Source organism: Ruegeria sp. BJ6 (assembly GCF_056537885.1).
This window is the reverse complement of the sequence record NZ_JBQFSG010000001.1, coordinates 1,002,074-1,015,577: the sequence shown is the minus strand read 5'-3', so window position 1 is coordinate 1,015,577 and position 13,504 is coordinate 1,002,074. Positions and strand designations below refer to the sequence as shown.

General features: G+C 60.1%; 11 protein-coding genes. 7 read left to right on the top strand and 4 right to left on the bottom strand.

Annotated features, from left to right (window positions below):
* Positions 1–6: 6 nt before the first annotated feature.
* From ACR0D6_RS04840 to ACR0D6_RS04830, 3 genes are all read right to left on the bottom strand, one after another.
* On the bottom strand, positions 7–1,215 hold the full coding sequence (locus tag ACR0D6_RS04840) for an acetyl-CoA C-acetyltransferase (RefSeq protein WP_480448439.1): 1,209 nt from the start codon (positions 1,213–1,215) through the stop codon (positions 7–9).
* Positions 1,216–1,321: 106 nt separating this feature from the next.
* Positions 1,322–2,377 carry a Hint domain-containing protein gene (locus ACR0D6_RS04835; RefSeq protein ID WP_480764667.1) on the bottom strand — a complete coding sequence of 352 codons (1,056 nt, stop codon included), beginning with the start codon at positions 2,375–2,377 and terminating at the stop codon, positions 1,322–1,324.
* 133 nt (positions 2,378–2,510) lie between these two features.
* Positions 2,511–3,668, bottom strand: a complete 1,158-nt coding sequence (locus ACR0D6_RS04830; RefSeq protein ID WP_480764666.1) for an acyl-CoA dehydrogenase family protein — start codon at positions 3,666–3,668, stop codon at positions 2,511–2,513.
* Between the two features lie 197 nt (positions 3,669–3,865).
* Here ACR0D6_RS04830 and ACR0D6_RS04825 point away from each other — a divergent pair, with 197 nt between their 5' ends.
* From ACR0D6_RS04825 to ACR0D6_RS04810, 4 genes are all read left to right on the top strand, one after another.
* Positions 3,866–4,993: an NAD(P)H-dependent flavin oxidoreductase gene (locus tag ACR0D6_RS04825; protein ID WP_480764665.1), complete on the top strand. Its 1,128-nt coding sequence runs from the start codon at positions 3,866–3,868 to the stop codon at positions 4,991–4,993.
* A gap of 2 nt (positions 4,994–4,995) precedes the next feature.
* The gene (locus ACR0D6_RS04820; RefSeq protein WP_480764664.1) at positions 4,996–5,787 is read left to right on the top strand and encodes a TIGR03084 family metal-binding protein; all 792 of its coding nucleotides are present in this window, start codon (positions 4,996–4,998) and stop codon (positions 5,785–5,787) included.
* A 107-nt stretch (positions 5,788–5,894) separates the two neighbouring features.
* Positions 5,895–7,052, top strand: a complete 1,158-nt coding sequence (locus tag ACR0D6_RS04815; RefSeq protein WP_480764663.1) for an acyl-CoA dehydrogenase family protein — start codon at positions 5,895–5,897, stop codon at positions 7,050–7,052.
* A gap of 233 nt (positions 7,053–7,285) precedes the next feature.
* A complete protein-coding gene (locus tag ACR0D6_RS04810) occupies positions 7,286–8,062 on the top strand; it encodes a nuclear transport factor 2 family protein (protein ID WP_480764662.1) in 777 nt (258 codons plus the stop codon).
* 27 nt (positions 8,063–8,089) lie between these two features.
* On the opposite strand, the gene ACR0D6_RS04805 is transcribed toward ACR0D6_RS04810, so the two are convergent.
* Positions 8,090–8,980, bottom strand: a complete 891-nt coding sequence (locus ACR0D6_RS04805) for a LysR substrate-binding domain-containing protein (RefSeq protein WP_480764661.1) — start codon at positions 8,978–8,980, stop codon at positions 8,090–8,092.
* Positions 8,981–9,078: 98 nt separating this feature from the next.
* On the opposite strand from ACR0D6_RS04805, the gene ACR0D6_RS04800 reads away from it, so the two are divergent.
* From ACR0D6_RS04800 to ACR0D6_RS04790, 3 genes are read left to right on the top strand one after another with little or no spacing between them, the layout of a single operon-like run.
* Entirely contained in the window at positions 9,079–10,245 is a 1,167-nt protein-coding gene (locus ACR0D6_RS04800; RefSeq protein WP_480764660.1) for a pyridoxal phosphate-dependent aminotransferase, read from the top strand.
* A gap of 30 nt (positions 10,246–10,275) precedes the next feature.
* Positions 10,276–12,468 (top strand): dehydrogenase E1 component subunit alpha/beta, encoded by a 2,193-nt coding sequence (locus tag ACR0D6_RS04795; protein ID WP_480764659.1) that lies wholly within the window; start codon positions 10,276–10,278, stop codon positions 12,466–12,468.
* Positions 12,465–13,499, top strand: coding sequence for an ACP S-malonyltransferase (locus tag ACR0D6_RS04790; RefSeq protein WP_480764658.1), 1,035 nt, complete (start codon positions 12,465–12,467; stop codon positions 13,497–13,499). The genes ACR0D6_RS04795 and ACR0D6_RS04790 overlap by 4 nt, the downstream gene beginning before the upstream one ends.
* The last annotated feature ends 5 nt before the right edge of the window (positions 13,500–13,504 follow it).

The window sequence follows — 13,504 nt, the reverse complement described above, 5'->3', positions numbered from 1 at the left end:
TCTCCTTCAAAGACGCTCGATCAGGGTCGAGATACCCATGCCGCCGCCCACACACAGCGAGATCATGGCCCGCTTGGCATTACGGCGCTCCAGCTCGTCAAGAACGGTCGAAACCAGCATCCCACCGGTTGCGCCCAGCGGATGACCCATGGCAATCGCGCCGCCATTCACGTTGGTGATTTCGTGGTCGATTTCGAGGTCTTTCATGTAACGCATGGCAACCGATGCGAAAGCTTCGTTAATCTCCCAGATGTCGATGTCCGAAACCTTGAGACCTGCCTTGTCGAGGCACTTTTTAGCCGCCGGTCCGGGGCCTGCCAGCATGATCACCGGATCGGTAGAGATCACTGTGGCCGAAACGATCCGCGCACGAGGCTCCAGCCCCAGTTCCTTGCCTGACTTTTCCGAACCGATCATCACCGCCGACGACCCATCCACGATGCCCGAGGAGTTGCCCGGCGTGTGCACATGGTTGATCCGCGAAACCTGCGGATATTTGGCCAGCGCCATGTCGTCATATCCAAATCCACCCATCTGCGCGAAGGACGGATTCAGCGCGCCCAGTTTCTGCATATCGGTGTTTGGTTTGATGTAATCATCGCGCTGCAACACCGTGATGCCGTTTTCATCCTTCACCGGCACCACCGACCGGTCGAACCAGCCGTTGTCGCGCGCATGTGCCGCGCGTTTCTGGCTTTCGACGGCAAATGCATCCACATCCTCGCGGCTGTAACCGTCGATGGTGGCGATCAGATCTGCACCAATCCCCTGCGGGGCCGAGTTCTGGTCAATTACGAAATCCGGGTCGGTGAACATCGCCCCGCCCTGTGACAGCATCGGAATTCGGCTCATGGATTCCACACCGCCTGCTACGACCAGATCTTCCTGATCCGATCCGACCTTGGCGGCCGCCATGTTCACTGCCTCCAGACCCGAAGCGCAGAACCGGTCAAGCTGTACGCCGGGAACTGCCTCGTCCCAATGCGCGGCCTGCACGGCGGCCTTGGCCACACAGGCCCCCTGATCGCCGACGGGCGCGGTGCACCCCAAAATCACGTCACCTACCTGCGAGGTGTCCAGATCATGCCGCGACTGCAACTCGCGCAACAGCCCGGCGGCCAGTTGAATGGGCTTTACCTCGTGCAGGGTGCCGTCTTTCTTGCCGCGCGAGCGCGGTGTCCGCACCGCATCGTAGATATAGGCTGGGGTGGCCATGGTTTCTCCTCCTGATCCGTTGCCGGAAAGCTAGAAGGCTGAAATCCGAATCTGCAACTGAACAGTTACGGAACTTGTTTAGTGACGTCACGTAGCGCTGTCTGAATCAGGTTACATAGCTGTCACGCAGCAGGGGTTTGTTGTTTTTCAGGTGACGCCAGACCAGTTGTTTTTGCTGCTTTCCCGAGGGGATGAACCTTGCAGGATCAGTCAGGCATTTCAGGTTCATGATGTCAGGGAAAATAACCAGAATCTCTTCAAGCGCATCTGCGCTGAGGGACCCGAGCGCCTGAGGGCCTGCAAGCAGGCTTTCGGTTGCGGCGCCTTCGGCAAAGATGATTTCATGCCGATCGAACAACAGGTGATAATACTCGACCGACTTGGCGCTTTCTTCAATCGTCACACCAGGCAGCGCAGTCAGTTTGATTGCAGGCACAAGGATTTCTGATTGCCCGAACATGCGCTCGGCGATCTTTGACGCAACGAACATGCGATGCTGGCGGGACACCAGCAAGTCCCTTGTCGGTTGCCCCAAACCCAGCGATCCCGCCGGGATTCGCACCGGTTGCAGCTTGGGGTTCATGGCCAGTTCATCAGGCCCGAACGATCGCCTGCCGATCCAACGCAGGGGCTGCAGGCCATTGTCATGCGTCAAAATCAGGTCGCCTTCGGACAGGCTTTCGACCGGGCGGTCGCCGTGCTCAGTGCGGATCAAAGCGCCACGTGTCAGACAGGGCGTATCCGGAATATCCGCGGGGTTCAGATCGTCCGCACCCTGATCCTTGTTAGATGTGGTGAAGGTGACGCCCACCTCGGGGATTTCAGATACCGCGAAAAAGCGCAGCCCATTGTCCAGCTCGAAGCGCCAGACCTCGATCACCTGACCGTTGGTACCGGTATAGGTGGCCGTCCATTCCACGTAGATACCGTCGGTTGAAACCGGATTTCCGGCAGCGTCCGTTACGATGCCGATCTGATTGGGGTCGTCTGGCGTTTCATTGATGATCGTGTCGCCGTCAATCAATGTATCGTCATCATCGATGGTGACGTTCAGAAACTGGTCCGGATCATTGTTGGCAAGAACAAACGGATCGTTGCTGCCGCCGGGGCGGTCGCTGAAGGCATCCAGCGGGATCGCTTTGAATGTCGCAATGACGGCCATCTGTTGGTCTTTCCCGCCGTGGGACTTTCATGGGTTGGCTATATCGGCAACTTACACCGCAGGGCCTACCTGTGGAATCGGAATCTGTTCCAATCCCCAATCAGTCCGGCGCGTTAGTGTGGACCGTCGATGGTCATTGCCCGGCGAGCCCCATTTGCCGCACGGCCAGATCACGCATGATCTCTTCCGAACCACCGCCGATGGCCATCACCTTGACCTCGCGCCAGACCCGTTCCACTGGGTTGCCAGTCAGATAACCGGCACCGCCAAATATCTGCATGCCCTCGGAGGCCACGAATTCCAGCGCCTTGGTGGACTGGACCTTGGCCTTGGCGATTTCGGCAGCGGGCATGAGGCCCTGATTGATCGCCCAGCAGATACGTTCCAGATAGGCTTCGATCATGTCGATACGGGCCGATATTTCGGCGAACTTGTGAGCGATGACCTGATGGTCGATCAGCCTTTGGCCGAAGGTCCGGCGCTCGCGTGCCCAATCCAGCGCGGCATCATAGCAAACGCGCATCATGCCAAGGCCTCCGGCAACCATAGCGAGGCGTTCAAAGTTGAAGTTGTTCATGATGGCGATGAACCCTTTGTTCTCTGGGCCGATCAGCGCCTCAGCTGAGACTTTGCAGTCATCGAAATGCAGCATCGCCTGTTCCGAACAATGCCAGCCCATCTTGCCGCCAAGCGGCGTGCGGGTGAAACCCGGTGTGTCCGCTTCGATCAGAAAGAGGGATATCCCCGTCAGCCCCGGCCCGCCGGTTCTGGCCCCAACGACGAACCATTGCGAATCCATGCCCCCGGTGATGTAGGCTTTGGCGCCGTTCAGAACCCAGCCATCTTCGGTTCGTTCGGCTTTGGTGGTCAGGTTTGCCACATCCGATCCGCCGCCCGGCTCGGTAATCGCAAGCGAGGAATTCATGCGTCCGCCGACAATTTCAGGCAGAACCGTATTTCTGAATTCTTCGGGTGCAAACTTGACGATCGGGCCCAGCGATATCATGCGCCCACCAACGGCTGCCGCAACGCCCGAGGCGCCACAGCCGAAGGCCATTTCGGCATAATCCGCCCGCATGAAAGCGTCGTCAAAGCCAAGGCCGCCATATTCTTCGGGAATGCCAAAGCCGAAGACACCCATGTCGCCCAGCTTTTCATGCAGGTCCCATGGGACTGACCGCTTGGCCTCCCAATCCTCGATGTTGGGCTTCACTTCCGTGTCGAAGAACCGTTTCAGATTGCTGCGATAGGCCTCACGCTCGGGTGTCATGAATGGGGAAGGGCAGGTCATGTCGCCTCCTTTTGGGTCAGCTTGTTCCGTGACGTCGCGCGGGTCCGCGCTGCGTTGACCGGTACGCCTGTTGCGGGCAACGTAGAAACAGAACGGATGGTCTGTAAAGCGCCGAGGAGGGCGTCACAGAAAGAACGTCGCGTTCCGCGCCATTCGCACCGGGCGGCGCAGCGATAGAGATCAAAGGGGATGATCAGATGAATTCCGACCTGTGCCGAAAACTTGGAATCGAGTTTCCGCTGTTTGCGTTTAGCCATTGCCGTGACGTAGTGGCCGCGGTCAGCCGCGCGGGTGGCATGGGTGTATTTGGAGCGGTGATGTACACGCCCGAGCAACTGCGAACCGAACTGGAATGGATCGACGCCAATTGTGACGGCAAACCCTATGGCGTCGACCTGATCGTCCCAACTTCGATTCAACGGCAAGGGGATGAGCCATCGGACGACCAGTTGCTTGGCGGTCTGCCCGGCGAGCACATGGAGTTTGTCGAATCTGTTCTGGCCCAAAATGGCGTTCAGGCGGACGATCTGGCCGAGCGGCGCAAGGCGATGCTGCATTTCTCGCACAATCTCAACAGCGGTGGTGCGCAGGAAATGCTGGATGTGGCCTTTTCCTTTCCCATCAAACTGATCGCAAATGCACTGGGGACACCGCCGCAGATCATGCTGGATCGTGCCCGTGAGGCGGGTGTCCCGGTCGCGGCTCTGGTCGGATCCCGAAAACATGCCGAACGTCAGGTTGCGGCGGGCGTGGATATTCTGGTAGCCGCCGGTGGCGAGGCCGGCGGGCACTGTGGTGAAATTTCGACCATGGTGCTGGTGCCCGAGGTGGTCTCGGTCGCGGGGGACACGCCGGTTCTGGCGGCGGGTGGTATCGTCACGGGGCGGCAGATGGCTGCCGCAATGGCCATGGGGGCCGCCGGGGCGTGGTGCGGATCGGTCTGGCTGACGACTGCCGAGGGCGAGCCCAGCCAGACGATCAAGGACAAGATGCTGGCGGCCTCGTCTTCGGATACGGTCCGTTCCCGGTCGCGCACCGGCAAAACCTCGCGCCAGTTGCGCTCGGCCTGGACCGAAGCGTGGGAGGCGCAAGGCCCCGATCCGTTGCCGATGCCGTTCCAGTCGCTGATCTCGGAACCGGCCCTGGGCAAGATCGAGAAACTGGCAGAAGGCGGGCACGAAGGCGCGGCCGAGCTTGCAACCTATTGGGTCGGGCAGGGGGTCGGTCTGATGAACCAGATGTCATCGGCGGGCGCTGTCGTGCAGGAGTTCAAGCAGGATTATCTGGACGCCACCGAACGGCTGATGGCGACGTTGGAGGGATGAGCATGGAACAGGCAAAGGATTTTCTGGACGAAAGCGAGGCTCTGCACGGCGTTCTGGCTGACGTGGCGGGCGACAAATGGGACACGGTTACCCAGTTCAAGGGCTGGACGCTGAACGATGTTCTTGTGCACCTGCACTTCTGGAATCAGATGGCCGAGCTGTCGTTGAATGACGAGGACGCCTTTCAGGTTCGCGTGGCCGAGACCTTTGCCGGAATTCAGTCCAACGGCTTCAGGGCAACCGAAAATGCCATGATATCCGAGCGTGGCGAAGACCTGCGCGAAGCGTGGCGGGAGCTGTACACGGGCATGGGTAAGCGCTGGGCCGGTCTCGATCCGAAGCAACGCGTGAAATGGGCCGGTCCGGACATGTCCGTTCGTTCGTCGATTACCGCCCGGCAAATGGAAACCTGGGCGCATGGCCAAGAGGTGTTCGACATCCTTGGGGTAGAGCGGCAGGAAACCGACCGGATAAAGAACATCGTCATTCTGGGCGTGAACACGTTTGGCTGGACCTACAAGGTGCATGGCTCGGCTGTACCTGAAATCATGCCGCGACTGGACCTGACCGCCCCGTCCGGAACCCTTTGGGAGTTCGGAGAACCTGGAGAGAACCGGATTTCCGGTTCTGCGGTGGAATTCGCTCAGGTGGTCACACAGACACGCAACATTGCGGACACCACGCTCAAGGTAGAAGGGCCTGTTGCGGTCGAATGGATGTCCATTGCCCAGTGTTTCGCGGGCGGTGCCGAAAAACCCCCGGCAAAAGGCGTTCGGCGGCGAGTATCCGGCTGATCCCAAAGGACGTTGCGTAGCACTCTTTCGAGACGCGGCGTCACCCGGATTGGTTTGAATCGCCTTGCACGTTAGCCTTCCTGCAACTTCAGACCGGAGAGATGGATATGTCGCTAATCACCAGCACCTCAACCTGGGCCACCGACGAACACCGCATGTTCGCGGAAATGGCGGGCCGTTTCATGGACGACGAACTTGTTCCCAACATCGACAATTGGGTCGGCAACGGGGTTGTGGATCGCGAGTTCTGGAACAAGGCCGGTGAAACCGGCCTGATGGCTGGTTCAATCGCCGAAGAATACGGCGGCGTTGGTGGTGACATGGGTTTCGACTCGATCACGATTTACGAACAGACATCGCGCGGGGATGCCGGTTGGGGTTATGGCATCCAATCTATCGTTACCCATTATATCACTGCCTATGGCAGCGAAGATCAAAAGCAGAAGTGGCTGCCCAAGCTGGCATCCGGCGAAATGGTCGGTGCCATTGCCATGACCGAACCGGGCACAGGGTCCGATCTGCAATCGGTCCGGACCACGGCGGAAAAGGACGGCAATTCCTACCGGATCAACGGGTCGAAGATATTCATCACCAACGGTCAGACTGCTGATCTTGTCATCGTGGTCGCCAAGACGGACAAATCGCAGGGCGCCAAAGGTGTCTCGCTGATTGCTGTCGAAACGGATGGGGCCGAGGGTTTCCGCCGGGGGCGCAATCTCAAGAAGCTTGGGATGAAAGCCAACGATACGGCCGAGCTGTTCTTTGAAGACGTGAAGGTCCCGATGACCAACCTCATCGGACCCGAAGAGGGGCAGGGGTTCTATCAGCTGATGAAGCAGCTGCCTTGGGAGCGTCTGACAATCGGCATCATGGCGCTGGGCGCCATTGATTTCGCAATCGCTGAAACGGTGAAATACGTACAGGAGCGCAAGGCGTTCGGCCAGCGCGTGATGGATTTTCAGAACACCCGGTTCAAGCTGGCCGAGTGCAAGACAAAGGCCGAGGTCCTGCGCAGCTTCGTCAACGACTGCATCGCCAAGTTGGAACAGGGGCAGCTGGATGCGCCGACGGCTTCGATGGTCAAATACTGGGGCTCGGAAGTGCAAAACGAGATCATGCACGAATGCCTGCAACTGTTTGGCGGTTATGGCTTCATGATGGAATATCCCATCGCGCGTCTTTATGCGGACGCGCGCGTGCAGATGATCTATGGCGGCACCAATGAGGTGATGAAAGAACTCATCGCGCGTTCGCTGGACGTTTAAGCAGGCAAGGGGCGCTTCCGCCTGACGTCGACCTTCCTGCCGGAAGACTTCCTCCCGTTGGGCTGGGCACGCGCGAGCATTGAACGCGCGCGCCCAGCCCGCTGTCCGCAGTACGCAAGGCCGAAGGCCGAACAGTTTAAGCTGCTGTATCGTTGCTGACCCAGTTCACAACCTTGTTGCCGGGATCAAAGATGCCTGACATTCTGTCCCGGACCGCGACATCTGACCCGTGAATGGACACCGATATGCCGGACGCCAACAAGGACCGCATTCGCGCCCTGCTGAAAAGCATCGAAACCGGTGACCCCGGCCCGGTCGCCGTGGTCAATGAGGCCAAGTACATCCAGCACAACCCTCAGACACACGAGGGCAGTGAGGGATTGGCGGTGCTGTTCAAGCGCCTGTCCGAAACCTCGCCCCGTGTGAATATCGTGCGCGCCTTTGAAGACGGGGATTTCGTCTTTGCACATACCGAATACGATTTCTCCCGCCGCAACATCGGGTTCGAGGTGTTCCGGTTTGAAGACGGTCAGGCCGTCGAGCACTGGGACAACATCCAGAAGCGGCAAGGCCCAAACCTGTCCGGGCGCAGCATGGTTGACGGCCCCGCCGAAGCCACTGATCCGGAAAAGACCGAAGCCAATCGGGCTCTTGTTCGGAAGTTTGTCGAAACCGCTTTGATCGGTGGTGATGCGGGCCAGATCGATGCCTGCATCGACACATCCGCCTTTGCCGAGCACAGCCCGCATTTTGATGACGACCTCGCGCAGCTGCGCAAGGCTCTGTCCCCGGATATGGATGGTCAGCGGATGATCGACTATCGCCATCTGCACCGGGTATTGGCCGAGGGCAGTTTTGTCCTGACGGTTTGCGAAGGGTATTCCGATGGGACGCACAGCGCGTTCTATGACCTGTTCCGTGTCGCGGATGGCAAGATCGTCGAGCATTGGGACACCGTCGAAAATATTGCACCGCGCAGTGAATGGAAGAATGAAAACGGCAAGTTCTGAAGCTGAAAACTCGAACCGGCCAATTCATCATTCCTGCTCAAGTTGCCCTTTCAGCCATTTCAGAAAGGATTTGAGCGGCTCGGGCTCGGCCCGTCTTTGCGGCCAGACGAGGTAGTAATCCCCAAGGCTTACCACGGGCCCGTCCAAGGCCAGAACCAGACGCCCGGATTTCAGGTCTTCGGCCACCAGATAGCTGGGCATCAGCGCAACGCCCAACCCGTGAATGGTTGCCTGTATCATTGTCGAGAACTGATCGAACAGCATGCCGCGGACGCCTTCGGCAGGCTGGCCCTGGGCTGCGAACCACTGCTCCCAGGCATCGGGGCGCGTGTCGAGGTGCAGCAGCGGTGCATCCTGCAGCCAACCGATACTGCTCAGACCTTCCGGCAAAAGGTCAGGTGCGCAGACTGGCAAAACCTCTTCGCGCATGATGGGTAGGTAGTTCACTCCGGCCCAGTCCTGCTGGCCAAAGTGGATTGCGGCATCAAAGGGCTCGGTTTCGAAATCAAACGGTTTCAGCCGCGTGTTCAGGTTTACCGTCACCTCGGGGTGGCGCCGAGCAAAGTCCTGCAGCCGAGGTGCCAGCCAGTGCATGCCAAATGCGGGCAGGATCGACAGATGCAGCGACCCGCCCGTTGGATTGGCTTTCAGCTTGAGCGACGCCTGCGCCAGTTGTTGCAGCGCCGATCTTGCCGTTTCCACATACTCTCTTGCCGCAGGTGTCAGGTGAAGACGCATCTGCGTGCGTTGGATCAGCTCGACCCCCAACTGTTCTTCCATCGTTTTGAGTTGCCGGCTGATCGCACTTTGTGTCAGCGACAGCTCCTCGGCCGCTGCCGAGGCACTGCCAAGACGGTCCACCGCCTCAAGCGCCAGCAGGGATGAGATCGAGGGCAGAAACCGGCGGGGCGCAATCATATGACTTATCCTCATACCTTTCGGATGGAATATCACTGGCTTTCTGCCAATGCCAGCAGGATACACACAGGTACTGACTGTTATTCGGGGATTGCACCATGACCATTCAGAACAGCTTGGGCGAATTTCAAAGGGCCGGGCGGCTTGAAGGGATCGAACTGTCCGAAATCGTTCAGATTTCGGAACATGCGGCAAGACTGCGCGCGCAGGGCGTGGATGTGATCGCGCTGAGTACGGGCGAGCCAGACTTTCCAACTCCGGGCCACGTGGTCGAGGCGGCACATAGCGCGGCGCTAAATGGCCAAACCAGATATCCTGCGACGGCCGGAACACCAGCATTGCGCGGAGCAATTGCGGAACAGGCAGGGGTGGAGGCCGCCAATGTGATCGTTTCCACAGGGGCCAAGCAGGTCCTGTCTGCGGCCTTTATGGCAACGCTCAACGCCGGGGACGAAGTCATAACGACCGCCCCGTTCTGGACCAGCTACGCGGACATGGTAAAGCTGGCCGGAGGCGCGCCGGTGGTGTTGGATTGCCCGGTCACACAGGATTTCAAGCTGACACCCGGGCAATTGGAGGCCGCAATCACCCCGCGCACCCGCTGGTTGCTGCTGAACACACCCTCCAATCCGACCGGGGCCGTATATTCCAAAGATGAATTGCAGGCACTGGGCGAGGTTCTGGAAAAACACCCTCAGGTTTGGGTGATTTCGGACGAGATTTATCAGCACCTCGCCTATGTGCCTTTCACGCCGTTTGTGCAGGCCGTGCCCGCGCTGGCGGATCGCACGCTGATCGTGAACGGGGTGTCCAAGGCCTATTCGATGACCGGCTGGCGGATCGGTTGGGGTATCGGGCCCGCGGCGCTGATCAAGGCAATGGTGGCGGTTCAAGGTCAGATTACATCCGGTGCCTGTTCCATCGCGCAAGCTGCGGCGCTGGAGGCCATCACAGGCCCGCAGGACTTGTTGGCCGAGCGTCGAAACGAGATGCAGGCGCGCCGCGATCTTGTCGTCGCAGGGCTGAATGCTGCCGGACTTAGCTGCGCGACACCTGACGGGGCTTTCTACGTGTTCCCCAAAACGCCGGCAAAGATGCCTGTAGACCATGAGTTCTGTCGGTATCTGCTGGATGAGGCCGGTGTCGCGCTGGTTCCGGGTCGCGCCTTTGGGATGCCCGGCCATTTGCGCCTGTCCTTCGCCTATGCAACGGATAGCCTGACCGAAGGGCTTGCCCGCATCTCGCGCGCGGTTGCCGCGCTCTGACACGACAACATTACTTGAGAAGGCCGAGCCATGGACCGCGCCCAGATCGTTCACGAGAATTTCCTGACCCGCGTTGCAAAGCGCGACTTTCCCGATGGCGCCGACCCGACGCCGGGATTGAGTGACGCCGAGGCCGTCTCGCTCTATCGCTCGCAGGTGCTTAGCCGTGCATTGGATCGTACGAGCCGGGCGATGCAAAAGGCCGGGCAGGGGTTCTATACTATCGGTTCGTCGGGGCACGAAGGGATGGCCGCGGTCGCACACGCGCTGCGTCCGACCGACATTGCCTTTCTGCACTATCGCGACGCCGCGTTTCAGATCGCCCGCGCCGAACAGGTGCCCGGTCAACAGATCACATGGGACATGTTGTTGAGTTTTGCCTGTTCGAAAGAGGACCCGACTTCAGGCGGGCGGCACAAGGTGCTGGGATCGAAGGCACTGATGATTCCGCCACAGACATCGACGATTGCAAGCCATCTGCCCAAGGCGGTGGGGGCGGCCTATTCGCTGGGCGCGGCGCGCAGGCACGGCCCGGAGCACCGGCAACTGCCCGCAGACGGGATCGCCATGTGTTCCTTTGGCGATGCGTCCGCCAACCATTCGACGGCACAGGGGGCAATCAACACGGCGGGCTGGACAAGTGTGCAATCCACGCCGCTGCCACTGCTGTTTGTGTGCGAGGATAACGGCATCGGTATTTCGGTGAAAACACCGAAGGGCTGGATACAGGCTTCGATGGAACATCGACCGGGCATCAGGTACTTCCAGGCCAACGGTCTGGATATTTATGAGACCTACGCCGTCGCACAAGAGGCGGCCGAGTATGTTCGTACCCGCCGCAAACCCGCCTTCCTGCACCTGAAAACCGTGCGCCTTTATGGCCACGCCGGGGCCGACGTGCCAACCACCTACCTCAGCAAGTCCGAGGTTGAGGCGGATGAGGCGAATGATCCGCTGCTGCATTCGGTGCGCCTGCTGGATCAGGCCGGTGCCTTGTCGCCGGATCAGGCCTTGCAGATTTACGAAGACACCTGCGCCCGCACCGACCGCGTAGCGGCCGAGGCGGCAACCCGTCCGCATCTGGCCACCGCGCAAGAGGTCATGGCCAGCCTGATCCCGCCCAAACGCGACTGCAAACCCACCAATGGCCCCAGCGCCGAGGTGCGCGCGCAAGCATTTGGCGGCGACATGCGGGCAATGAATGAGCCCCAGCCCATGAGCCGCCTGATCAACTGGGCGCTGACCGATCTGATGCTGGAACATGGCGAGATCGTCTGCATGGGCGAGGATGTCGGCCGCAAAGGGGGCGTCTATGGTGTGACGCAGAAATTGCAGCAACGCTTTGGCCCCGACCGGGTGATCGACTCGTTGCTGGATGAGCAGTCGATTCTGGGCCTTGCCATCGGTATGGGGCATAACGGATTTGTTCCGATCCCCGAAATTCAGTTCCTGGCCTATCTGCATAACGCCGAGGATCAGATCAGGGGAGAGGCCGCGACCCTGCCGTTTTTCTCGAACGGTCAGTTCACCAACCCTATGGTGCTGCGCATCGCGGGGCTGGGCTATCAGAAAGGCTTTGGCGGGCATTTTCACAATGACAACTCGCTGGCTGTCCTTCGCGACATTCCCGGTGTGATCATCGCCTGCCCTTCGAACGGTTCAGATGCGGCGCGGATGTTGCGCGAATGCGTGCGGCTGGCGCGCGAAGAGCAACGGGTCGTGGTGTTCCTCGAACCCATCGCGCTTTACCCGATGCGGGATCTGCACGGCGCGCAGGATGCTGCTTGGATGACCACCTATCCATCGCCGGATCAACGGATCGAGCTGGGCGAAGTTGGTGTGCACGGCGCCGGCACTGATCTGGCCATCGTCACCTACGGCAATGGGCACTACCTGTCGCAGCAGGCGCTGCCCGAGCTGGAGGCGGCAGGTCTGAGTACCCGGATCATTGACATGCGCTGGCTGGCGCCGCTGCCGGTCGAGGCGCTGCGCGAGGCCACCAAAGGCTGCAAACACGTTCTGATCGTTGATGAATGCCGCCGTACAGGCAGCCAGTCCGAGGCGTTGATGACTTTCTTCTGCGAAGAAGGTGGTGCCATTCCGACCGCGCGTGTCGTGGCCGAAGATTGTTTCATCGCCACCGGCCCTGCCTATGCTGCGCCGTTGCCGTCGAAAGATGGCATCGTCACCGCCGCCCTCTCTCTGACCGGAGCAAAGAAATGACCCGTACCGCCGTTGTGATCTGCCCCGGTCGGGGGACGTATAACAAACCGGAACTGGGCTATCTGCACCGCCACCATGCCGGGCAGATGGAATTGTTCCGCACATTTGACACCATCCGCGCTGAAACAGGGCAGGAGGCCGTTACCGCATTGGACAGCGCCGAACGGTTCTCGGTCGGCAGGTTTTCCCGCGGGGATGTGGCCTCGCCACTGATCTACGCCGCGTCGCTGGCTGATGCGCAGGCGCTGGCCGAGGATATCGAAGTGGTGGCCGTCACCGGCAACTCGATGGGTTGGTACATCGCGCTGGCCGCAGCCGGGGCGCTGAGCCCGGAAAACGGGTTTCGCGTCGTGAACACCATGGGCACGCTGATGCAGGACAAGCTGATCGGTGGGCAATTGGTTTATCCCTTCATGGGCGACGACTGGGTCCGCGATCCCGCCCGCAAGGCTGAGCTGCTGGCCCATGTTGCGCGCATCGACGCGATGGAGGGGCATGATCTGGCGCTGTCCATCGATCTGGGCGGCATGCTGGTTCTGGCGGGCAACGAAGAGGGGCTGAAGGCCTTTGAGGCATCTCAACCCATCGTGCAGGAACGCTTTCCGATGCGCCTTGCCAATCATGCTGCCTTCCACACCCGGCTGCAGGCCCCCGTTGCCGCCGAAGGGCGCGCGCGGCTTGGTGTCGACCTGTTCGGTCAGCCTGACCGCCCGTTGATCGACGGGCGCGGCAATATCTGGTGGCCGGGGGCGACGGATACGGGCGCCCTGTGGGATTACACGCTGGGGCATCAGGTGACCGAGGCGTATGATTTCACCCGCGCTATCCAGACCGCGGCACGTGAATTCGCCCCCGATCTGTTCATCGTCACAGGGCCGGGCGCCACGCTTGGCGGGGCCGTAGCGCAGTCTCTGGTACTGGCCGAATGGCGTGGAATGACGAACAAGGCGTCTTTTCAGGATCAGCAGGAGGCGCAGCCGATGCTGGTTTCAATGGGTCGTGAGGACCAAAGGGCGCTTGCAACCGGCTGATCGTG

Bases quoted from the DNA above. Each gene is read 5' to 3' on its own strand.
- ACR0D6_RS04840 (WP_480448439.1), bottom strand. From the start codon at position 1,215: ATGGCCACCCCAGCCTATATCTACGATGCGGTGCGGACACCGCGCTCG.
- ACR0D6_RS04835 (WP_480764667.1), bottom strand. From the start codon at position 2,377: ATGGCCGTCATTGCGACATTCAAAGCGATCCCGCTGGATGCCTTCAGC.
- ACR0D6_RS04830 (WP_480764666.1), bottom strand. From the start codon at position 3,668: ATGACCTGCCCTTCCCCATTCATGACACCCGAGCGTGAGGCCTATCGC.
- ACR0D6_RS04825 (WP_480764665.1), top strand. From the start codon at position 3,866: ATGAATTCCGACCTGTGCCGAAAACTTGGAATCGAGTTTCCGCTGTTT.
- ACR0D6_RS04820 (WP_480764664.1), top strand. From the start codon at position 4,996: ATGGAACAGGCAAAGGATTTTCTGGACGAAAGCGAGGCTCTGCACGGC.
- ACR0D6_RS04815 (WP_480764663.1), top strand. From the start codon at position 5,895: ATGTCGCTAATCACCAGCACCTCAACCTGGGCCACCGACGAACACCGC.
- ACR0D6_RS04810 (WP_480764662.1), top strand. From the start codon at position 7,286: ATGGACACCGATATGCCGGACGCCAACAAGGACCGCATTCGCGCCCTG.
- ACR0D6_RS04805 (WP_480764661.1), bottom strand. From the start codon at position 8,980: ATGATTGCGCCCCGCCGGTTTCTGCCCTCGATCTCATCCCTGCTGGCG.
- ACR0D6_RS04800 (WP_480764660.1), top strand. From the start codon at position 9,079: ATGACCATTCAGAACAGCTTGGGCGAATTTCAAAGGGCCGGGCGGCTT.
- ACR0D6_RS04795 (WP_480764659.1), top strand. From the start codon at position 10,276: ATGGACCGCGCCCAGATCGTTCACGAGAATTTCCTGACCCGCGTTGCA.
- ACR0D6_RS04790 (WP_480764658.1), top strand. From the start codon at position 12,465: ATGACCCGTACCGCCGTTGTGATCTGCCCCGGTCGGGGGACGTATAAC.